The 22,480-nt window shown below is 64.7% G+C and carries 18 protein-coding genes; 17 read left to right on the top strand and 1 reads right to left on the bottom strand.

What is annotated here, in order from left to right; translation table 11 throughout:
- The first annotated feature begins 8 nt into the window (after positions 1–8).
- From recG to smc, 13 genes are all read left to right on the top strand, one after another.
- Positions 9–2,273 (top strand): ATP-dependent DNA helicase RecG, encoded by a 2,265-nt coding sequence (gene recG / locus O4220_RS08855; RefSeq protein WP_269603245.1) that lies wholly within the window; start codon positions 9–11, stop codon positions 2,271–2,273.
- 145 nt (positions 2,274–2,418) lie between these two features.
- The gene (locus O4220_RS08850) at positions 2,419–5,835 is read left to right on the top strand and encodes a pyruvate carboxylase (protein WP_269603244.1); all 3,417 of its coding nucleotides are present in this window, start codon (positions 2,419–2,421) and stop codon (positions 5,833–5,835) included.
- Entirely contained in the window at positions 5,832–6,398 is a 567-nt protein-coding gene (rsmD, locus tag O4220_RS08845; protein ID WP_269603243.1) for a 16S rRNA (guanine(966)-N(2))-methyltransferase RsmD, read from the top strand. The genes O4220_RS08850 and rsmD overlap by 4 nt, the downstream gene beginning before the upstream one ends.
- Positions 6,399–6,411: 13 nt before the next feature.
- The gene (gene coaD, locus O4220_RS08840) at positions 6,412–6,900 is read left to right on the top strand and encodes a pantetheine-phosphate adenylyltransferase (protein ID WP_032377025.1); all 489 of its coding nucleotides are present in this window, start codon (positions 6,412–6,414) and stop codon (positions 6,898–6,900) included.
- Between the two features lie 135 nt (positions 6,901–7,035).
- The gene (locus tag O4220_RS08835) at positions 7,036–7,824 is read left to right on the top strand and encodes a DivIVA domain-containing protein (RefSeq protein WP_269603242.1); all 789 of its coding nucleotides are present in this window, start codon (positions 7,036–7,038) and stop codon (positions 7,822–7,824) included.
- Between the two features lie 90 nt (positions 7,825–7,914).
- Positions 7,915–8,523 (top strand): YceD family protein, encoded by a 609-nt coding sequence (locus tag O4220_RS08830; protein ID WP_269603241.1) that lies wholly within the window; start codon positions 7,915–7,917, stop codon positions 8,521–8,523.
- Entirely contained in the window at positions 8,524–8,706 is a 183-nt protein-coding gene (rpmF, locus tag O4220_RS08825; protein WP_032397784.1) for a 50S ribosomal protein L32, read from the top strand. It abuts the gene before it with no gap.
- Positions 8,707–8,732: 26 nt separating this feature from the next.
- Positions 8,733–9,515, top strand: coding sequence for a ribonuclease III (gene rnc, locus O4220_RS08820; RefSeq protein WP_420030366.1), 783 nt, complete (start codon positions 8,733–8,735; stop codon positions 9,513–9,515).
- Positions 9,515–10,381 carry a bifunctional DNA-formamidopyrimidine glycosylase/DNA-(apurinic or apyrimidinic site) lyase gene (gene mutM, locus O4220_RS08815; protein ID WP_269603239.1) on the top strand — a complete coding sequence of 289 codons (867 nt, stop codon included), beginning with the start codon at positions 9,515–9,517 and terminating at the stop codon, positions 10,379–10,381. Before rnc ends, mutM begins: the two co-directional genes overlap by 1 nt.
- Before the next feature lie 58 nt (positions 10,382–10,439).
- Positions 10,440–10,868, top strand: a complete 429-nt coding sequence (locus O4220_RS08810; RefSeq protein ID WP_269603238.1) for an OsmC family protein — start codon at positions 10,440–10,442, stop codon at positions 10,866–10,868.
- Positions 10,868–11,767, top strand: a complete 900-nt coding sequence (locus O4220_RS08805; protein WP_269603237.1) for an SMP-30/gluconolactonase/LRE family protein — start codon at positions 10,868–10,870, stop codon at positions 11,765–11,767. Before O4220_RS08810 ends, O4220_RS08805 begins: the two co-directional genes overlap by 1 nt.
- A complete protein-coding gene (locus O4220_RS08800; RefSeq protein WP_269603236.1) occupies positions 11,764–12,039 on the top strand; it encodes an acylphosphatase in 276 nt (91 codons plus the stop codon). The genes O4220_RS08805 and O4220_RS08800 overlap by 4 nt, the downstream gene beginning before the upstream one ends.
- 64 nt (positions 12,040–12,103) lie before the next feature.
- Entirely contained in the window at positions 12,104–15,757 is a 3,654-nt protein-coding gene (gene smc, locus O4220_RS08795) for a chromosome segregation protein SMC (RefSeq protein WP_269603235.1), read from the top strand.
- 12 nt (positions 15,758–15,769) lie between these two features.
- Here smc and O4220_RS08790 read toward each other — a convergent pair whose 3' ends face one another.
- Entirely contained in the window at positions 15,770–16,402 is a 633-nt protein-coding gene (locus O4220_RS08790) for an MSMEG_1061 family FMN-dependent PPOX-type flavoprotein (protein ID WP_269603234.1), read from the bottom strand.
- A gap of 103 nt (positions 16,403–16,505) precedes the next feature.
- Here O4220_RS08790 and ftsY point away from each other — a divergent pair, with 103 nt between their 5' ends.
- The 4 genes from ftsY (at position 16,506) to O4220_RS08770 (ending at position 22,309) form a co-directional block, all read left to right on the top strand.
- A complete protein-coding gene (gene ftsY, locus O4220_RS08785) occupies positions 16,506–17,885 on the top strand; it encodes a signal recognition particle-docking protein FtsY (RefSeq protein WP_420030348.1) in 1,380 nt (459 codons plus the stop codon).
- A gap of 187 nt (positions 17,886–18,072) precedes the next feature.
- Positions 18,073–19,377 (top strand): ammonium transporter, encoded by a 1,305-nt coding sequence (locus O4220_RS08780; RefSeq protein WP_420030347.1) that lies wholly within the window; start codon positions 18,073–18,075, stop codon positions 19,375–19,377.
- A gap of 72 nt (positions 19,378–19,449) precedes the next feature.
- Complete coding sequence (locus O4220_RS08775; RefSeq protein ID WP_019664269.1) at positions 19,450–19,788, top strand: P-II family nitrogen regulator; 339 nt, start codon at positions 19,450–19,452, stop codon at positions 19,786–19,788.
- Complete coding sequence (locus O4220_RS08770) at positions 19,778–22,309, top strand: [protein-PII] uridylyltransferase (RefSeq protein WP_269603232.1); 2,532 nt, start codon at positions 19,778–19,780, stop codon at positions 22,307–22,309. The genes O4220_RS08775 and O4220_RS08770 overlap by 11 nt, the downstream gene beginning before the upstream one ends.
- The last annotated feature ends 171 nt before the right edge of the window (positions 22,310–22,480 follow it).

Raw genomic sequence — 22,480 nt, 5'->3', positions numbered from 1 at the left:
TCTCGGATATGGCAACGCTGGTGGACCGGCTCGATCACGTTCTCGGAGTCGCGGCGGCGACCCCGCTCGCAGACACCTTCGGTATTCATACCGTGGAGGATCTGCTGCGGCACTATCCGCATCGCTACATGACGCACGGTTCCGAGCTCGGCGAAAGCGAGCCCCCCGAGGGTGAGCACATCACCATCGTCGCCACGGTCGAGTCCGCGACGCTGCGGTCGATGAAGAATCGCAACGGCCAGTTCCTCGCAGTGACCCTCGCTGCCGACGGACAGCGGATCGAGGCCACCTTCTTCAGTCCGCACAAGCTCAAGCACGTAGTCGTGCCAGGTCGGCGGGGAATGTTCTCCGGCAAGGTGAAGTATTTCGGCAAGCGCTGGAATCTCACCCACCCCAGCTACGTCATCCTGGGCGGAGACGACAACGACGGAGCCGTCGTGCCCGCGGGACGCATCGTCGGCGGCGGAACTCTGGCCGGTCTGGCCCGCGGGGCGGTCGACGCCTCGGGAGCCGTCGACATGTCGGTGTTCGATCGGGCGTTCGTTCCCATCTACGCGGCCACCAAGGACGTCGAAAGTTGGACGTTCATGCGGTGCGTGCGGCAGGTCCTCGACCAACTCGACGACGTGACCGATCCGCTCCCGGAATCGGTGCGTCGAGAACGTGGACTCGTCGACATCGACACCGCCCTGCGGTCGGTCCACTTCCCCGACACCGCGCAGGACAAGGACTCCGCCCGTGAACGGCTCAAATTCGACGAGGCCCTCGCCGTACAGCTCGTTCTCGCGGACCGTCGGCGCGACGCATCGACTCGGGTGGCCGCGCGATGCCCGCCGATCACGGACGGCATCGCAGTCGAGTTCGATCGCCGGCTGCCGTTCGAGTTGACGGCCGGTCAGCACGACGTCGCAGCCGAGATTGCCAACGATCTGTCGGCACCACATCCGATGTCGAGGCTGTTGCAGGGCGAAGTCGGCTCGGGCAAGACCATCGTCGCGCTGCGGGCGATGTTGCAGGTCATCGATGCCGGTCATCAGTGTGCGCTGCTGGCACCGACCGAGGTGCTCGCCTCCCAACATGCGCGATCGATCAGGTCGATGCTCGGCAGCCTCGCCGCCGGTGGCGAGCTCGGATCGCACGAGCTCGCGACCAAGGTCGCTCTGCTGACCGGTTCGATGTCCACTGCGGCCAAGCGGTCCGCGTTGCTCGATGCCGTGACCGGAGACGCCGGGATCGTGATCGGTACCCACGCCCTGATCGAGGATCGCGTGGAATTTCTCGATCTCGCGATGGTCGTCGTGGACGAACAACACCGATTCGGCGTCGAGCAGCGAGATGCGTTGCGGGCCAAGGCTCGCGGCAACACAAGTCCGCACTTGCTCGTGATGACAGCGACACCGATCCCGCGCACCATCGCGATGTCGACGCTCGGCGATCTCGAAACGTCGGTACTGACAGAACTTCCTCGCGGCCGGTCACCGATCATCAGCAACGTCGTGCCTGCCAGAGCCAAGCCGGCATGGGTGGATCGAGCGTGGCAACGCATCCGTGAGGAAGTCGCTGCGGGACGTCAGGCCTATGTGGTCTGCTCGCGGATCGGCGACGGCGACGACGCCGAGACGGGCAAGAAGAAGTCCTCTTCGAAGTCCGACGACGGGCCGGAGACCACGGCCGCGGTGGACATGTACGACACCCTCGCGGCCGGTCCCATGCACGATCTCCGGGTGGGGTTGCTGCACGGGCGACTGTCGGGTGACGACAAGGACATCACCATGTCCGAGTTCAATTCGGGCGAGATCGACGTCCTCGTATGCACCACGGTGGTCGAAGTGGGCGTCGACGTTCCCAATGCGACGGTCATGGTGATCATGGACGCCGACCGATTCGGGGTCAGTCAACTCCATCAGTTGCGCGGTCGAATCGGTCGAGGCGGACACCAGGGTCTGTGCATCATGATCAGCTACCTCAGTCCCATGGGCGGTTCGTTCGCCCGGCTCGAGGCGGTGGCCGCGACCAACGACGGCTTCGAGCTGGCAAAGCTGGATCTCGCCACCCGGCGAGAAGGTGACGTACTCGGGGCCGCACAGTCCGGCACGGTCAGCGGCCTTCGGCTGCTGTCGTTCATCGACGACGAGGACATCATCGCCGACGCGCAGGACTGCGCGCGGACGTTGTTCGCACGAGACCCGTCGTTGGCGAACGATCCTGGCATCGCGTCGATGATGCGGTCGGCCTGGCGATCCGACCGGGTCGACTACCTCCAGAAGTCCTGACCGGACAGGAGTGGAGCCTGCAGGAACGACCAGGGAAGCCAGTAAGCCCCTACTGCACCGTTTCAGTCGAGGGAATCGAACAATTCGTCCCGCATGGTGAGATCAGTACGCCTCGAAGGCCCATGCTGCCGGGTAAGTTGAGCCAATGTTCTCCAAAGTTTTGGTTGCCAACCGCGGCGAGATCGCCATCCGTGCCTTCCGTGCTTCCTACGAACTCGGTGCCTCCACCGTTGCGGTGTTCCCGTTCGAGGACCGAAACTCGGTGCACCGGACGAAAGCAGACGAGGCATATCAGATCGGGGAGAAGGGCCATCCGGTACGGGCGTATCTCTCGGTCGACGAAATCGTCGCCGCCGCCAAGCGGAGCGGGGCCGACGCGGTCTATCCCGGGTACGGATTCCTCTCCGAGAACCCGGATCTGGCCGCAGCGTGTGCCGAGGCCGGCATCACCTTCGTCGGTCCCTCCGCCGATGTGCTGGAGCTGACGGGCAACAAGGCACGCGCTATCGCGGCAGCGAAAGCCGCAGGGCTTCCGGTCCTGGCGTCGTCGGAACCCTCGTCCGACATCGACGAGCTCGTCGCAGCGTCGGAGTCCATGACCTTCCCCCTGTTCGTCAAGGCGGTGGCGGGCGGCGGTGGCCGAGGGATGCGACGAGTTGCCGAACCGGCGCAGTTGCGTGAGTCCATCGAAGCGGCTGCGCGCGAGGCGGAGTCGGCTTTCGGAGATGCGACTGTATTCCTCGAGCAAGCCGTGATCGATCCTCGGCACATCGAAGTCCAGATACTCGCCGACGGCGAGGGCAATGTGGTGCACCTGTTCGAGCGTGACTGCAGCGTGCAGCGTCGGCACCAGAAGGTCATCGAATTGGCACCGGCACCGAACCTGTCCGCAGAGCTGCGGGAGAGAATCTGCGCAGATGCCGTTGCGTTCGCCAAGCAGATCAACTACTCGTGCGCCGGTACCGTGGAGTTCCTCCTCGACACTCGCGGCAATCACGTCTTCATCGAGATGAATCCGCGAATTCAGGTGGAGCACACGGTGACCGAAGAGGTGACCGACGTGGACCTGGTGCAGTCTCAGTTGCGGATCGCCTCGGGGGAGACGCTCGCGGACCTCGGTCTGCAACAGGAGAACATCGTGTTGCGCGGTGCCGCGTTGCAGTGCCGCATCACCACCGAGGATCCAGCGAACGGCTTTCGGCCCGACGTCGGCCGCATCACCGCCTACCGCACTCCCGGCGGTGCCGGGGTTCGGCTGGACGGTGGCACCACGCTGGGCGCGGAGGTCGGCGCGTACTTCGATTCCATGCTCGTCAAGCTCACCTGCCGTGGCCGTGATTTCGATACCGCCGTGGCGCGTGCCCGACGTGCGGTGGCAGAGTTCAGGATTCGCGGCGTCGCGACGAACATTCCTTTCCTGCAAGCGGTTCTGGTCGACCCCGACTTCACCGCAGGCCGGGTCACCACCTCGTTCATCGAGGAGCGTCCGGAACTACTGACGTCGCGCTCTTCGGGAGACCGTGGCACCAAAATTCTCACCTACCTGGCCGATGTGACGGTCAACAAGCCGCATGGTGAACGTCCGTCCCCGGTGTACCCGCACGACAAACTTCCTGCCGTCGATTTCTCCGCGCCGATTCCCGACGGTTCGCGTCAGCGATTGCTCGCACTCGGGCCCGAGGGTTTTGCCCGAGATCTGCGCAACCAGAAGGCACTCGGCGTCACCGACACCACCTTCCGTGACGCGCACCAGTCCTTGCTGGCCACTCGTGTGCGCACCAGCGGATTGCTCGGTGTTGCCCCGTACGTGTCCCGCACGACGCCGCAGTTGCTCTCCATAGAGGCGTGGGGTGGTGCCACTTACGATGTGGCGCTGCGGTTCCTGCACGAGGATCCGTGGGAACGACTTGCGAGTCTGCGAGAAGCCGTCCCCAACATCGCAATTCAGATGCTGCTGCGCGGTAGGAACACCGTCGGCTACACCCCGTATCCGGAGAAGGTGACACGTAGTTTCGTCGCCGAGGCCACCGACACCGGAATCGACATCTTCCGCATCTTCGACGCTCTCAACAATGTCGATCAGATGCGCCCCGCAATCGATGCGGTGCGCGAAACCGGAACTGCGCTGGCCGAAGTGGCGCTGAGCTACACCGGGGACCTGTCCAACCCGAACGAAGACCTGTACACGCTCGACTACTACTTGAAGTTGGCCGAGCAGATCGTCGAAGCAGGCGCGCATGTTCTCGCGATCAAGGACATGGCAGGGCTGCTTCGCGCACCAGCGGCCAAGACGTTGGTGACGGCGCTACGGTCGAATTTCGATCTGCCCGTACATGTGCACACGCACGACACACCCGGTGGTCAGTTGGCCACCTACTTGGCAGCGTGGGAGGCCGGTGCCGATGCCGTCGACGGTGCCAGCGCGGCGATGGCCGGAACCACCAGCCAGCCGGCGCTGTCGGCCATCGTTGCGGCAGCGGCCCACACCGACCGGGACACCGGGCTGGATCTGCAGGCCGTCTGCGATCTCGAGCCGTACTGGGAGGCCGTGCGAAAGGTGTACGCGCCCTTCGAGTCCGGACTGCCGGCACCGACCGGCCGTGTCTACACCCACGAGATTCCCGGCGGTCAACTCTCCAACTTGCGGCAGCAAGCCATTTCGCTCGGACTCGGTGATCGGTTCGAGACGGTCGAGGCCAATTACGCCGCAGCAGACCGGATGTTGGGTCGCCTGACCAAGGTGACGCCGAGTTCGAAAGTCGTCGGCGATCTGGCCCTCGCTCTGGTCGGTGCAGGAGCTTCGGCCGAAGAGTTCGCCGAAGACCCGAGTCGATACGACATCCCCGATTCGGTGATCGGCTTCCTCCGAGGCGATCTGGGAACTCCTGCAGGAGGCTGGCCCGAGCCGCTGCGCACCAAGGCTCTCGAAGGCCGAGGTGCGGGCAAGCCGGTCACGCCTCTGACCGACGAGGACGAGAAGAATCTCGACGGCACGTCGGCGCAACGCCGTACGACTCTCAATCGCCTGCTCTTTCCCGGCCCGACGGCGGAACTGGAGGCACACCGCGAGAAGTACGGCGACACGACCCGGTTGTCGGCCAACCAGTTCTTCTACGGGCTGCGTCAAGGTGATGAGCATCGCGTCACCCTGGAGAAGGGTGTCGAACTGCTCATCGGGCTCGAAGCCATCTCCGACCCCGACGAGCGTGGCATGCGCACCGTCATGTGCATTCTCAACGGTCAGCTGCGACCGGTGTCGGTGCGCGATCGATCGATCTCGAGCGAGGTACCGACGGTCGAGAAAGCGGACCGATCGAACTCCGGTCATATCCCGGCACCGTTCGCCGGTGTCGTGACCCTGTCCGTCGAAGAGGGACAGAAGATTTCGGCCGGTGACACTGTCGCCACCATCGAGGCGATGAAGATGGAGGCGGCGATCACCGCGCCTCGCGGCGGCACTGTGACCCGGCTGGCGATCTCGGGTGTTCAACAGGTCGAGGGCGGCGATCTGCTGGTCGTCGTCGGTGGGGGGTCGACGGGCGAAGAGGCCGGGAGCGAATGACGCGGATCGTGGCGGGTGTGGCAGGGGGTCGACGGCTGTCGGTTCCTGGCCAGGGCACCCGCCCGACATCCGAGCGGGTGCGGGAGGCCCTGTTCAGCTCGCTCGAGAGCCGGATGGACTTCGAAGGTGCCGCTGTTCTCGATCTGTTCGCCGGATCGGGGGCGCTCGGGCTCGAAGCGCTCTCGCGTGGTGCATCGTCTGCGGTGTTGGTCGAGTCCGACGCGCGCGCGGCGGCGGTGGTGCGCCAGAACATCGATTCGGTCGGGCTACCAGGCGCTTCGGTCAAGTGCGCCCCGGTGGCCTCGGTATTGGCTGGAACACCGGATACGGAATACGACCTGGTGCTCGCCGACCCGCCGTATGCCGTCACCGACAGCGCGGTGACGGACCTGCTGCACAGGCTCGTCACCGGGGGATGGCTCGCACCCGATGCGGTGGTCGTACTCGAGCGATCGTCGCGTTCGCCCGAGACCGAGTGGCCGGACGGTCTGGTAGCGGAAAAGTCGAAGAAGTACGGAGAGAGTCGAATCGAGATCGCGATCTGCACTACAACGGTCGGCTGATAAGTTCGCGGGCATGACTGGCGCACTGTGTCCTGGATCCTTCGACCCGGTGACCAATGGTCATCTCGACATTTTCGAGCGTGCCGCTGCCGCCTTCGACGAGGTAGTGGTCACGGTGATGGTGAACAAGAGCAAGAAGGGCATGTTCAGCATCGACGAGCGAATCGAGATGCTCGAGGTCGCGACGGAGCATCTGCCCAACGTCAGGGTCGGATCGTGGTACGGCCTGCTGGTCGATTATGCTCGGCAAGAAGGCTTTTCGGCAATAGTCAAAGGCCTGCGCAGCTCGGTCGATTTCGACTACGAGTTGCAGATGGCTCAGATGAATCGCACCCTCACCGGGGTGGACACGCTGTTCCTCCCGGCGAATCCAGCGCACAGCTTTCTGTCCAGTTCGCTGATCAAGGAAGTCGCAACCTTCGGGGGAGACGTCACCGGGATGCTGCCGCCGTTCGTGCAGGAGCGACTGACCGCTCGTATCGCCGAGCGCGCCGCCGACTAGTTCGCGGAGCGACACACCGGGCGGGTATAGCGCCGACGCGCGTCTGGGCGGGCAGACTGGCAGACGCAGCACTGTGTGGCTGGACCGCGCGGCGGTCGGCTCGTGCAGTGGCAGATTCGACGATTGGGGTAACCGGTGTACCGCGTATTCGAGGCGCTCGACGAGCTCGTCGCCATTGTCGAGGAGGCGCGCGGCGTTCCGATGACTGCCGGGTGCGTCGTCCCACGCGGCGATGTCCTGGAACTGCTCGACGATGTTCGTGACGCCATACCCGGCGAGCTCGACGACGCGCAGGACGTTCTGGACCATCGCGACAAGCTGGTGGGCGATGCCCGGGCCACAGCGGAGAAGACGGTCGGAACCGCCAATGCCGAAGCCCAGGACACCGTCGAGAACGCTCGGGATTCTGCCGATCGCATTCTCGCCGATGCCAAGGCCCAGGCGGACCGCATGGTGTCCGAGGCGTCGGCGCATGCCGAGCAGCTCGTGTCCGATGCCGAGGCAGAAGCAGAGCGAACGGTGCTCGAGGGGCAGCGCGAGTACGAGGAATTGACCGTTCGAGCCCGCACCGAAGCCGACCGAATGATCGAGTCCGGCACGATGTCGTACGAGCGATCGGTGGCCGACGGCACCGCCGAACAGAACCGGTTGGTGTCCCAGACCGAGGTGGTGCAAGCCGCGCACGCCGAGTCGGCGCGCGTGATCGACAGTGCCCATGCCGAATCCGATCGGATGCGCAGTGAATGCGACGTGTACGTCGACACCAAACTCGCGGAGTTCGAGGAGTTCCTCAGCGGCACCATTCGTTCCGTCGGCCGTGGACGTCAGCAACTTCGAACCGGTTCCGGTGTCCCGGAATACGGCAGCGAGCCGTACGGCGAACCCTCGTACGGCAACCAGGAAGGCCGTCGCAGCCGACACTGAGGGCGGTGATTTGCCCTCGTATGCACGCATGCGTATCGTTGTGGGGTTGCTTACCGACGGTAGGCATACCGACAGTAAGGAAGATCAGCCGTGCCCCCGCCCAAGAGAACGACCCGTCCTGAACTGGACAACGGATTCGTTCTGGACATCCTCAACCTCGGTCGTCGACCCGGGTCGACGAAGACCGTCGAGCGGACGGTTCCGGCTCCTTCCCGAATCGGCCTCGATGCGATCGCCATCGAAGCCGGAGTTCCGGTTTTGCTCGATCTGCAGTTGCAGGCGGTATCGGAGGGCGTTCTCGTCACCGGTTCCGTACGAGCTGCCACTGCCGGCGAGTGCACGCGGTGCCTCGATCCGGTCAGCGGCAACGTCGACGTCTACCTGACCGAACTGTTCGCTTACCCGAACAGCATCACCGAGGAGACCACGGATGCGGACGAGATCCACCGCATCGTCGACGACCTGATAGACCTCGAACCCGTCATCGTCGACGCGGTCGGTCTGGAGCTTCCACTCCACCCCGTCTGCAGTGACGAGTGCGAGGGATTGTGCCCAGAATGCGGCGTTCGCCTGGCGATTGCTGAATCCGGCCACAGTCACGATACAATTGATCCTCGCTGGGCTGGACTTGCAGCCAAATTTGGCGTGGATCCAGAACCGAGCACAGAACTTGTGAACAACGAAGCCGAGGAGAAGTAAGTGGCTGTCCCGAAGCGCAAAATGTCGCGTTCCAACACGAGGTCGCGTCGTGCACAGTGGAAAACCACTGCGCCCACCCTCGTGACGTGCCCCAACCGTGGGTGCGGCGAGAAGACCTTGCCCCACATCGCGTGCCCTTCGTGCGGTACCTACAAGGGCCGCCAGGTCGTCGCAGCGGTCTGATTCCCGCTCCTGTGACCAACGAAGTAGTGGATCGGCACAACAACGATTCACAGAAGAATAGTTCTACTGCCGTCAGCGGCGGGGACGACCGAGAGTCGCTCCTCGCCGCTATCGGTGTCTCTCTGTCGGAACCGCTGTTGACACTGGCTCTGACTCATCGTTCGTTCGCCTACGAGCACGGTGGTCTTCCTACCAACGAGCGCCTCGAGTTCCTGGGCGATTCGGTGCTCGGCCTGGCGGTGACGGAGCATCTCTACGCGGTGCACCCCACCAAGTCCGAGGGCCAACTGGCCAAAATTCGGGCGAGTGTGGTGAACATGCACGCATTGGCGGAGGTAGCGCGCGGTCTCGGCGACGGCGGTTTGGGTCGGCATCTGCTGCTGGGCAAAGGCGAGGAGCAGACCGGCGGACGCGACAAGCCGAGCATTCTGGCGGACGGTATGGAATCGATGCTGGGTGCGATTCACCTCCAACACGGCATCGACGTCGCTCGCACCGTCGTTCTCACACTGTTCGCCGGCCTGTTGGACCGTGCTCCCAAGCTCGGTGCGGGGTTGGACTGGAAGACGAGCCTGCAGGAATTGACTGCAGAACGCGCCCTCGGCGTCCCCGCGTACGAGATTGCGTCCACCGGGCCCGACCACGACAAAGAATTCACTGCCACCGTATTGATCGGTGGATTTCCTCGGGGCGTCGGAGTCGGTCGATCGAAGAAGGAAGCCGAGCAGAAGGCCGCCAGTTTGGCGTGGAATGCGCTGTCGGGCAACGATATTGCCGTAGCTGACGTGCCCTCGACCAACCCTTCCTGATGCCCGAACTGCCCGAGGTCGAAGTCGTCAGGCTCGGTCTGGAATCCCACGTGGTGGGCAAGACCATCGACTCGGTGGAGGTACTGCACCCCCGTGCCGTGCGTCGACACGATCTCGGTGGCCTCGATCTGATCGGTCAGCTGCGGGGTCAGCGCGTCTCCTCGGCCCGGCGCCGTGGGAAGTATCTGTGGCTGGTGATGGAGCCCGGCGACTTCGCTACTGTCGTGCACCTGGGTATGAGCGGACAGATGCTGGTGCAGCCGCCGTCCGCGCCGGACGAGAAGCACCTGCGGATTCGGGCACGACTCGACGACGGTACCGATCTTCGGTTCGTCGACCAGCGAACATTCGGCGGCTGGGCACTCGCCCCGATCGTGACGGTGGACGGTACACCGGTACCCGAACCGGTGGCCCATATCGCACGAGACCCGATCGACCCACTGTTCGACGCGGAATCCGTGGTGAACGTGTTGCGCGGCAAGCACACCGAGATCAAGCGGGCTCTCCTCGATCAGACCGTGCTGTCGGGCGTGGGCAACATATACGCAGACGAGGCTCTGTGGCGGGCGAAAATTCACGGCAACCGCATCGCGGAAACGTTGACCCGGCCTGCTCTTCGTCGACTGCTGACCGCCGTGCACGCGGTGATGGGGGAGGCCCTGGCGCAGGGAGGTACCTCGTTCGATGCGCTGTACGTCAACGTCAACGGACAGTCCGGCTACTTCGACAGGTCGCTCGATGCCTACGGACAGGAAGGCCTGCCCTGTTCACGATGTGGAGCACCGATCAGGCGCGAGAGATTCATGAACCGCTCCTCGTTCAGCTGCCCCACCTGCCAGCCGCGACCCCGACACATCCGGACCTGACAGCGCACAGGTCATTCCGCAGGCTCCACTCCTGAACCGCCCGCCTAGTATTTCGGTCATGGCAGAACAGAGCACGCCGACCAACCTCTGGGTCGAGCGCACAGGCACCCGTCGCTACACCGGCCGCAGCTCGCGAGGAGCCGAAGTACTCATCGGTTCCGAGTCGGTCGAGGGCGTTTTCACTCCCGGCGAGCTGCTCAAGATCGCGCTCGCAGCGTGCACCGGTATGAGCTCGGACGTACCACTCTCGCGTCGACTGGGGGACGACTACTCCGCCACCGTCGAAGTGTCCGGTGCAGCAGATCGTGAGAACGAGCTCTATCCGGAACTGAACGAGATCCTCCGCGTCGACATCAGCGCGATGGACCCCGACGCGCAGCAGCGACTGCTCACCGTCGTCGAGCGAGCGATCGACAAGGTCTGCACGGTGGGTCGGACCCTGAAAGCCGGTACGACGATCAACCTGGACATCGACGTGGACGCCTGATGAAGGTGGGGGCAGCCGCCGTCGTGGCGGGCCTTGTTCTCGCTGCGTCGGTTGCCCTGTCTCCCACCGCGGACGCGTCGAGCACCTGCAGTCCGTGGTCGGTGAGCACGGTGGCATCGGGATTCGGGCTGCTCGAGAATCTGGAATTCGACGGCAGAGGCTCGATGATCGTCTCCGAGACTTCGCCGATCGGACCGGGCGCTCTGCGTACCGTCGCACCGAACGGGGACCGGGGCACTCTCGTGTCGGGCGTCGAGTCACCCGGCGGATTGGTACGGGACGGCGACACTCTGTTCTTCACGACCGGAAACAGCGCTGCCGCAGGACTTCTCGGCATGCAGACCGGAACGATCGAGAAGATCGATCTCGGCACGGGTGCCAGATCGACGTACGCGTCGGGCCTGACCATGCCCAACGGCCTGGCGCGCTCCGCCACCGGCGACCTGTTCACCACCCGCAATCTCGGTGGCGCGTCGGGGCTCACTCGCATTACCACCGAAGGCGCGGTGTCGACGGTGCGTACCGATCTGGGTTCGGCGAACGGCATCGGTATCGGCGGCGGAAAGATGTACGTGGCCAGTACGTTCGATCCGGAAACGACGGTGACCGTGCTCGACGAGCAGGACCCGGCCGGGCCGTCCACGCGCATTCGCGTCGACGGAATCGGACCGCTGACGATGTCGGACGATCTGACCGTGGCCGACGACGGAACGGTCTATCTCGCACAGAATCTCGCGGGCAGGATAGTCCGTGTCGATCCCGAGTCCGGATCGTCCTGTGTCATCGCGACGGGAGTGCCGTTGACCTCGTCGGCTGCCTTCGGCGGAGTCGGATTCGATTCGGAGGCGTTGTACGCCACGAGTTTCGACGGAACAGTCCGAAAGATGAGTCCCGTATGACGGACGAACGACTGACGGCATGGGTGCACGGCCTTGTTCAGGGGGTCGGGTTTCGTTGGTGGACTCGCTCGCGTGCGCTGGAGCTGGGGTTGGTCGGGCATGCAACCAACCACGCGGATGGACGTGTTCTGGTGATAGCCGAGGGCCCGCGTCAGCGCCTCGACGCACTCCTGGAATTGCTTCGAGGCGGCGGCACCCCGGGCACGGTCACCCTGGTCGTCGAGAGTTGGGAGGGCGCCCGCGGCGGCCTCACGGGCTTCGTGGAACGGTGACGAGCCGCCGCCCGCGTACGGCTCGGCGCACATCGCTGCGTGCTACCGGTAAAGTACGGACGCTATGTATCTCAAGAGTCTGACGCTCAAGGGCTTCAAGTCCTTTGCTTCGGCGACGACTCTTCGTTTCGAGCCTGGAATCACCTGTGTGGTCGGCCCCAACGGCTCCGGTAAATCCAACGTTGTGGACGCTCTGACCTGGGTGATGGGCGAACAAGGTGCCAAGGCGTTGCGCGGCGGGAAGATGGAGGACGTCATCTTCGCGGGTACGTCCGGCCGCGCACCGCTCGGTCGTGCCGAGGTGACTCTGACCATCGACAACTCGGACGGCGCGCTGCCGATCGACTACTCCGAGGTCTCGATCACCCGACGCATGTTCCGGGACGGCGCCGGTGAATACGAGATCAACGGCAGCTCGTGCCGGTTGATGGACGTCCAGGAGTTGCTCAGCGACTCCGGCATCGGCCGCGAGATGCACGTGATCGTCGGTCAGGGTCGGCTGGCGGCGATCCTGGAATCGCGTCCCGAGGACCGGCGGGCCTTCATCGAAGAAGCTGCCGGGGTGCTCAAGCACCGCAAGCGCAAGGAAAAGGCCGTTCGCAAGCTCGACGCGATGCAGGCCAATCTCGCGCGGTTGACGGATCTCACAACCGAATTGCGCCGTCAACTCAAGCCACTGGGCAGGCAGGCCGAGGTCGCGCGTCGTGCACAGACCGTTCAGGCAGATCTGCGTGACGCGCGGCTGCGGTTGGTGGCCGACGACCTGGTGGCCAGACGGGAAGAATTCGCGAATCAGACCCAGGACGAGGAAGCGGCTCGCGAGCAGTACGCGATGGTGCAGGATGCCCTCGAAGCCGGAACCGTAGCGCTGGCGGAACACGAGCAGGCGGTGGCGCGGCTGACACCGAGCGCCGAAGCGGCCGGGCAGACGTGGTTTCGACTCTCCGCGTTGGCCGAACGCGTGAATGCGACGGTACGCATCGCGCACGAACGTGCTCGGCATCTGGACGCCGTCCAGAGCACCGGTCGCGGGCAGGATCCGGACGAGCTCGAAGCACAGGCCGAGCGCGTCGCCGAGGAAGAAATGGAACTCGTCGAGGCCGTCGAGATGGCGCGGGAAACCCTCGAAGCGGCCCGCGAGCAGCTCGCCGAGCGCGAGGCTGCTGCATCGGCCGCCGAGCGTGCCCACCTCGCCGCTGTCCGCGCGGTTGCCGACCGCCGCGAAGGATTCGCGCGCTTGTCCGGTCGAGTCGACACTTTCAGAACCAAGGTCGAGTCCATCGACGCCGAAGTGGCGCGGCTCTCGGTGGCCATCGACGAGGCCAGAGAACGCGGCGAGTCGGCTCAACGTGAGTTCGAGAGCGTCCAGGATCAGATCGGCACCCTCGACGCCAGCGAGCTCAGCCTCGACACTCATTACGAACGAGCGGTCGCCGCATTACGCCATGCCGACGCCCGGGTATCGGAATTGCAGGCCGAAGAGCGCATCGCGGGTAAGAGGGTGGCATCGTTCGAGGCCAGGATCGAGGCGCTCACCATGGGCCTCGAACGCAAGGACGGTGCCGGGTGGCTGGTGGAGAACCATCAGGACGGTCTGTCCGGTCTGCTCGCCGGCCATCTCACGGTCGAGCCGGGGTACGAGATAGCGGTGGCCGTCGCCATGGGGCCGGCGGCCGATGCTGCGCACGCCGAATCGTTCGATGCTGCGCGCGCTGCCGTGCTGGCCCTACGCGCTGCCGACGGCGGTCGCGCGTCCATCGTGCACGGCAATACCGTTGCAGCACAACCGATTCAACGGCCTACGCTGACGAACGGTGCTCGATGGGCACTCGACCTGATCGAGTATCCGGATCGGTTGGCCGGGGCGATGGCGGCATTGCTCGACGGTGTGGTGGTTGTCGACTCGATCGACGAGGCGCACCGGCTCGTCTCGGATTCGAGTGAATTGCGTGCCGTGACCAAGGACGGCGACGTCGTCGAGTCGGGCTGGGTGACCGGCGGATCGGACCGTCGACCCAGCACCCTGGAAGTGCAGTCGGCGATCGATACGTCGACGGTGGAGCTGACGGCGGCCGTACGCCGGGCAGAGGAGCTCGACGCCGCGCTCTCGGGCGCGTTGGCGGAGCAGCGCGACCGGCGTGAATCGGCCGAGCAGGCGCTTGCAGCCCTGAACGAATCCGATGCTGCCATGGCCGCTGTGTACGAGCAGTTGGGCCGCTTGGGGCAGCTGGCGCGTTCTGCGCACGCAGAATCCGCGCGCTTGACGACGCAGCGCAGTTCCGCCGAAGCGAGTCGCGAAGAAGCGATCGAGCGACTGGCCGAGCTCGAGGACAGTCTGCGGACGGCAGAGGACGAACAGAACGGTTTCGCGGGAGACGGCGAGAGCGGCGACGCGGCGACCACCATGGAGCGCGAGATGGCGGCTGCGGCACTGACCGAAGTGCGCGCGGTGGAGGTCGAGGCGCGACTGAACGTACGAACCGCCGAGGAGCGCGCGCAGTCGGTGCGGGGCCGAGCCGATTCGCTGCGCCGGGCGGCGCGAGCCGAGCGCGAGGCCAGGGCACGAGCCGAACGCGAAGGCGCAGCCCGGCGACACGCGGCCGCAGTGGCTGCTGCCGTCGGCGAATCGGGTGAGGACCTCGCTGCTCGATTGGCCTCGGTGGTGGCTGCTGCCGCCCGAAGGCGCGATGAGCTCTCCGCCGAACGTGCCACGCGCACAATCGAACTCGACAAGGTCAAGGAGCAGGTTCGGGCCCTGCAGGGGCAGCTCGCGTCGATCACCGACGCCGTCCACCGGGACGAGGTCGCCCGTGCGCAGGCTGCACTGCGCATCGAACAGCTCGAAACGACGATTCTCGAACAACACGGGATCGGCCTCGACGATCTGGTGGCCGAGTACGGCCCCGATGCGACGCTGCCCCCGACCGAGCTCGAGATGGCAGAGTACGAGGCCGCCAAGGAACGCGGTGAGCAGGTCGTGGCCCCCGCGCCGATGCCGTTCGATCGCGCCACCCAGGAGCAGCGGGCCAAACGCGCCGAACGCGATCTCGCCACACTCGGCAAGGTGAACCCCCTGGCTCTCGAGGAGTTCGCAGCCCTCGAAGAGCGCTACAACTTCTTGTCCACTCAACTCGAGGACGTCAAGTCCGCGCGCAAGGACTTGCTCGGCGTGGTCGCCGACGTCGACGACCGCATCCTGCAGGTCTTCACCGAGGCCTGGCTGGACGTCGAAAGAGAATTCACCGGCGTGTTCGCCAAACTCTTTCCCGGCGGCGAAGGACGGCTGATCCTGACCGACCCGTCGGACATGCTCACCACCGGAATCGAGGTCGAGGCGCGCCCACCCGGCAAGAAGGTCAAGCGGTTGTCGTTGCTCTCGGGCGGTGAGAAGTCGCTGACTGCGGTGGCCATGTTGGTGGCCATCTTCCGAGCCCGGCCGTCGCCGTTCTACGTCATGGACGAGGTCGAAGCAGCGCTGGACGACACGAACCTGCGTCGACTGATCGGGTTGTTCGAGCAGCTCCGCGAGAAGTCGCAGTTGATCGTCATCACGCACCAGAAGCCGACGATGGAAGTGGCCGATGCGTTGTACGGCGTCAGCATGCGCGGTGACGGCATCACCACGGTCATCTCGCAGCGACTGAACCGAGAACGTGTCGCGGTGGATGTAGCCGAGCCGGAGACAGCACCCGTGGTCGAACCGGACGCAGTCTCGTAGGTCCGGTCTCGCCTATTGCTTCGGGTAGAGCTGGTCGGAGTAGGACGGCCCGTAGTATTCGCGCAGCTCCTCGACGGTCTCGGGGGCCTGTGGAATCAACGCTTTCGTCAAGGTCGCGACATCGGGAATGGACTCCGCATCCCACGTCTCCGGCTGCCACAACTTGGACCGCATGAACGCCTTGGCACAGTGGTGGAACACCTGCTCTATCTCGACGACGAGACACATGATCGGTCGGTGGCCCTTGACCTGCAATTCGTCGAAGAACGGTGCATCGGTGACCAGCGATGCGCGACCGGCGATGCGCAGAGTGTCACCCCGCCCCGGCACGAAGAAGTTCAGTCCGACGAACGGGTTCTCGAGTATGTTCCGGTAGCCGTCCATCCGACGATTTCCGGGACGTTCGGCAAGAGCGATAGTGGCGTCGTCGATGACGTGGACCAGGCTGCCGGGCGGGTCACCCTTGGGGGAGACGTCGCATCGTCCACTCGCGTCCGAGGTACCCATCAGGCAGAAAGGCGAGGCAGCGAGCCATTGCACGTCCAGCGGGTGCAGCGTGCTGCGGTCCTTGTTCGCGGCTCGAAAGCTCGGTTGGCCGAACATCTCCGTCAATCGGTCGGCGTCGCGCACCGTTGTCCACTCCATGACTTCAGATGCTATCGACACGGCTCGGGTGGGGGACAGTGCTTTTCTCGGGCGGAGCACCACCGGTGACGAGCGGCCGTGAACGCCTGACAGGATGGGGTACGTGAGTAACCAAGCGTGGATCATCGTCGCGGCGATCGCCGCTGTCCTACTGGTCGTTCTCGTCGTCGGGCTGGTGCTGTCCCGTCGGCGGAGAGTGTCGCTCAAGTCGGACGAGGCGGCGCGGATCGAGGACGCGGCCACCAAGGACAGATCCGGTGGCTACACGGCGGGCAGTGGTTTCTCGTTCAGCCAGGGCACGGCGACCGCCGAGCCGGTCGCGCCTGCCCCGAAGCCCGTTCCACCCGCCCCGAAGCCCGTTCCGCCTACCCCGGAGCCCGTCGAGACCTCCCCGGTCGAGCCGACGCCGGTGGCACCCACGCCCACCCAGGACGAGCCGGAGGTGCTCGAACCCGAGGCACCGGTCGTCGAGCCTGCGGTGCCGGTTGTCGAGCCCGCCGAGCCCGCAGTGCCGGAACCCGCCCTGGACGCCGAGGCTCCTGCTCCTCGACTGGACACCATCGATCCAACCGAGGGCCGGTTGGACCGGCTCCGCGGTCGCCTGGCGCGGTCTCAGTCCGCTGTGGGCAAGAGCTTGCTCGGATTGCTCGGCGGCGGTGACCTGGACGAGGATTCCTGGGAAGAGGTGGAGGACACCCTGCTGATCGCCGATATCGGTTCTGCGACCACCGCGGAGATCATGCGCACACTGCGCGAGCAGATGGCGGCGCGCAGTATCCGTACCGAGTCCGACGCGCGAGCACTTCTGCGCGAGATTCTTGTTGCGCAACTTCATCCCGAGTTCGATCGGTCGATTCGGGCGCTTCCACACGACGGTGCGCCTGCCGTGCTGCTGGTGGTCGGAGTCAACGGCACAGGCAAGACGACGACCACCGGCAAGCTTGCTCGCGTTCTGGTCGCCGACGGGCGACGAGTGTTGCTCGGTGCCGCCGACACGTTCCGCGCGGCTGCCGCAGACCAGTTGCAGACCTGGGCCGAGCGAGTCGGTGCCGAGGTGGTGCGCGGCAAGGAGGCCGCAGATCCGGCTGCTGTCGCATTCGACGCAGTGAGCAAGGGAATCGAGAACGGTGTCGACGTGGTTCTGGTCGACACGGCGGGACGTCTGCACACCAAATCGGGTCTGATGGACGAGCTGAGCAAGGTCAAGCGTGTCATCGAGAAGCGGGCCCACGTCGACGACGTTCTGCTCGTTCTCGATGCGACCGTCGGCCAGAACGGGCTGACACAGGCACGTGTCTTCGCTGAGATCGTCGACATCACCGGAGTCGTGCTGACCAAGCTCGATGGAACCGCGAAGGGTGGCATCGTTTTTCAGGTGCAGCGTGAACTCGGAGTGCCCGTCAAGCTCGTCGGTCTCGGTGAGGGTGCCGACGATTTGGCTCCGTTCGAGCCGGGAGCGTTCGTCGACGCGCTGCTCGGCTGATCGAACCCTCGGGGTTGCCCGCGAACCGGGCGAAAAGCACAAACGCCAGCACGAAACCTTTTTGCAACAGAATTCGGTCATGCGTTCACATGTCCGAAACACCCGAGTGTCACGGATGAAACTTCGTGAAACCAGTCTTCTTGCGTAACGGCGCGCCAACCGGTGTGCAGGAGAATGGAGGGTGTACGTGAGTCCCGAGGATATGTTGGCCAACTCCGGCAACGCCGCGTGGATGCTGATTGCAGCATCGCTGGTACTGCTGATGACGCCGGGCTTGGCGTTCTTCTACGGCGGTATGTCGCAGTCGAAGTCCGTGTTGAACATGATGATGATGTCGTTCGGAGCAATGGCCGTCGTCTCGATCATCTACTTCCTATGGGGTTGGTCGATGTCCTACGGAACGCAGGACATCGGCGGGGTGTTCGCCAACCCGTTCGAGTTCTTCGGACTCAAGGATTCGATCACCGATGTCGACGGTAACTACATCGCCGGTGCATGGGGATACGCCAACATCATCGATGTGGCCTTCCAGGTCACCTTCGCGATCATCACGGTCGCACTGATCAGCGGTTCCATCGCCGGCCGCGTCAAGTACGGCACCTGGCTGGCCTTCGCCGGCATCTGGGTCACCCTCGCGTACTTCCCTCTGGCGCACATGGTGTGGGGCGGCGGACTGCTCTCCGGATCCGAGAAGGGTCTGGCGGCAAAGATTTTCGGAACGATGGTCAACGACGATGGTGACACTGTCGCCAACGTGGCTCCCATCGACTTCGCGGGTGGCACGGTCGTGCACATCAACGCCGGTATCGCGGGCCTGATTCTGGCGATCATCATCGGCAAGCGTGCCGGATTCGGCAAGGTCGCCTACCGCCCGCACAACCTGCCGTTCGTCATGCTCGGTGCTGCACTGCTGTGGTTCGGTTGGTTCGGATTCAACGCAGGCTCCGCATTCGCAGCCGACGGCATCGCCGGCGTGGCATGGGTCAACACCACGGCCGCTACCGCAGCTGCCATCGCGGGCTGGCTCATCACCGAGCGAATCCGTGACGGGCACGCCACCAGCCTCGGCGCTGCCTCGGGCATCGTCGCCGGTCTGGTTGCCATCACCCCGGCAGCAGGCGCACTGACGCCTGTCGGCGCGATGATCCTCGGCGTCATCGCCGGTGTTCTCTCTGCTCTGGCAGTCGGCCTGAAGTTCAAGTTCGGCTACGACGATTCGCTCGACGTCGTCGGCGTGCACCTCGTCGCAGGCTTGTGGGGAACCATCGGAATCGGTTTCCTCGGCTCCGAGACCGGTCTCTTCTACGGCGGTGACTACAAGCAGCTCGTGGTGCAGATCGTCATCGCATTGTTCGCGCTGATCTTCACCGCCATCGTCACCGCGGTGATCGCGTTCGCGCTCAAGCCTCTCGGCTGGCGCGTATCGGACGAGGAAGAGGCCAATGGCATCGACGAAGCCGAGCACGCTGAGACTGCATATGATTTCGCCTGACAAGGTAGAGATAGATGTGAACGCTGCACCGTACGACAACGGGCACTCGAGGTCTTGTGAAGGGAATCAAAAATGAAGCTGATCACGGCAATCGTCAAACCGTTCACCCTGGAGGACGTCAAGACGGGGCTGGAGCAGGCCGGCGTACTCGGAATGACCGTCAGTGAGGTTCAGGGTTACGGCCGTCAGAAGGGCCACACCGAGGTGTACCGAGGCGCGGAGTACTCGGTCGACTTCGTTCCGAAGGTGCGTGTCGAGGTAGTCGTCGACGACGCTGCTGTCGAGAAGGTCGTCGAGGTCATCGTCGAGGCTGCTCGCACCGGCAAGATCGGTGACGGCAAGGTCTGGGTTTCCCCGGTCGATTCGGTCATCCGAGTCCGCACCGGAGAACGTGGCGCCGATGCACTCTGACCCCAAAGGGTCTCGGGCCGGAGGCCCCGGTTCTGGCGCGAAAGCGTCAGGATCGGGGCCTTCGGTCTCCACGGGCTCCGCATCGAAGGGCACGAGCGATGCTGCAGCAGATCTCGCTCGCGCCAGAAAACAACTACTCGAGGGCGGCACGCGCAACCGTCGCCTCGACGCTCCGTCGCTGAGGCAGGCTCTGGTCGATCTCCATGAGTTCTGGCTGACCACCAAAGGCGCCGAGCTGGGGATCAAACCGGACTCGGGCTTTGCGATCGTCGCTGTCGGCGGTCTGGCGCGCCGCGAACTGCTGCCGTACTCGGATCTGGATCTGATACTGCTGCACGACGATCTCGAACCGCGAATCGTGGCCGACGTCGCCGACAAGCTCTGGTACCCATTGTGGGACGCCCATATCAAGCTCGATCACAGTGTGCGCACGGTGCCGCAGGCTCTACAGGTAGCCGCGGCCGATCTGACGGCATCGCTCGGGATGCTCGAGGCCCGCCATATCGCCGGCGACGTCGAGTTGAGCAATCTGCTCATCGGCGGCGTACGTCGCCAGTGGCGCACCGGAATTCGCGGACGCTTCGACGAGCTGATCGAACAGACCCGCGGCCGGTGGGCACGTAGCGGCGAAATAGCGCACCGCGCCGAGCCCGAGCTCAAGAGTGGCCGCGGCGGATTGCGTGACGTACAGCTTCTCGATGCCCTCTCCATTGCCCAGCTCACCGACGGAATGCCCGGTCTCGGACCCGAATCGCCCGGTGGCGGTTTGGCATTCGCGCACGGAAGACTTCTGGACGTTCGCACAGAACTGCACCGTGTTGCCGGCCGAGCGCGGGATCAACTGCGCGCGCAGGACGCCGATGAAATCGGTGCCGCCCTCCGCATCGGCGATCGCTTCGATCTTGCACGCATGCTGAGCGATTCGGCTCGTACCATCAGCTACTCGGTGGACGTCGGATTGCGCACTGCCGGCAATTCGCTTCCGAGAAAAGGCCTTTCACGTCTGCGTCGAGTGCCGGTTCGTCGTCCGCTGGACGAGGGGGTCGTCGAACACGCCGGTGAGGTGGTGCTCGCCCGTGACGCGCGACCGAACAAGGATCCGGGACTGATCATGCGCGTCGCCGCGGCATCGGCGCAGACCGGAATGCCGATGTCGGCATCGACGCTCAACCGGTTGTCGGACAGCGCACCCGAACTCCGCGAGCCCTGGCCGAAGGAGGCCCTGAACGATCTGCTCGTGTTGCTCGGATCGGGCCGCAAAGCCATCGCGGCCATCGAAGCGCTCGATCGAACCGGTTTGTGGGGCCGACTCATTCCGGAGTGGGGCGCAGTGCGCGACCTACCGCCGCGAGATGCGGTGCACACGTGGACCGTCGATCGGCATCTGGTCGAAACTGCTGCCTACGCAAGCGCATTGACCACCAGAGTTGCGCGTCCGGATCTGCTGGTTCTCGGTGCGCTGATACATGACATAGGTAAGGGGCGCGGTGGTGACCACAGCGTCGTCGGTGCAGATCTCGCAATCCAGATCGGTAACAGGCTCGGGCTGTGGCCGTCCGATGTAGCGCTGCTGACGTCGATGGTGAGGTATCACCTGCTGCTGCCGGAGACCGCCACCCGGCGTGACCTCGACGACCCTGCGACCGTGCAGACCGTCGTCGACGCGCTCGGTGCCGACACCATCCTGCTCGAGCTGCTTCATGCTCTCGCCGAGGCGGATTCGCTCGCCACGGGTCCGGGAGTCTGGGGGGACTGGAAGGCGTCGCTCATTCGCGAGCTCGTGCGGCGCTGTCGATTGGTGATGGCGGGGGAGTCTCTGCCATCCCCGGATCCACTCGACCCGGCCCACATCGAGCTGGCCGCGCGGGGAGGTGTGCACGTCGACATCGCGCCGACCGATGGGCTCCACACCTTCGTCGTCACGGTCGTGGCACCCGACACTCCGGGACTGCTGTCGGACGCTGCAGGAGTTCTGGCGCTGCACTCGCTGCGTGTGCTCTCGGCTTCGCTGGGCAGTCACGAGGGTTCGGCGATCAACTCGTTCGATGTAGCACCGCTGTTCGGAGCTCCGCCACAGGCCGGTCTGCTCCGACAGGAGATCATCCGCGCTCAGGCCGGAGAACTCGACCTCGTCGCGGTACTCGACGCCAAGGAACGCGACGCCAGAGCCGAGACCGTCGAGGACGACGGCGAGGATTCGGCAGTGCCGGTTCTCTACGCTCAGGCCCCGCCTCGGGTGCTGTGGTTCGACGACCACGAACCAGGTCAGGTTGTGCTCGAACTACGAGCAGAAGACCGGCTCGGTCTTCTCTGCCGACTGGCCAGTGCCATCGAACAGCATGGATCCGACATCCGTTGGGCTCGAGTTTCGACACTGGGCAGCTCGGTGGTCGATTCCTTCTGCATCGACCTGGCGGGAGCGGACAGCAGGGCAGTCCGAGAGGATCTCGAACGAGCGCTACTCGCGGTGGTACCGGCCCCGGAACCGCCCAAGCCGCCGGAGAAGCCCGAGGGCACCTGACAGGTGGTCGGAACACAACCGCAAACCGACACTCCATGGTGACTTCTCACGAACTTACGGCCGGTGGGTTTACCTCCGATATCAATTTGTTATGTTCGTCACCACACGCAGGAGGGCTCGGCGAGGTCACTTCTGCAGACTCCGTACTGCCGAAACAATGAGACGTTTCTG

The sequence above is a fragment of the Rhodococcus ruber genome (assembly GCF_027270735.1).
Lineage (GTDB): Bacteria > Actinomycetota > Actinomycetes > Mycobacteriales > Mycobacteriaceae > Rhodococcoides > Rhodococcoides rubrum_A.
The sequence above is the reverse complement of the archived record's forward strand: the minus strand, read 5'-3'. Positions and strand labels throughout refer to the sequence as shown.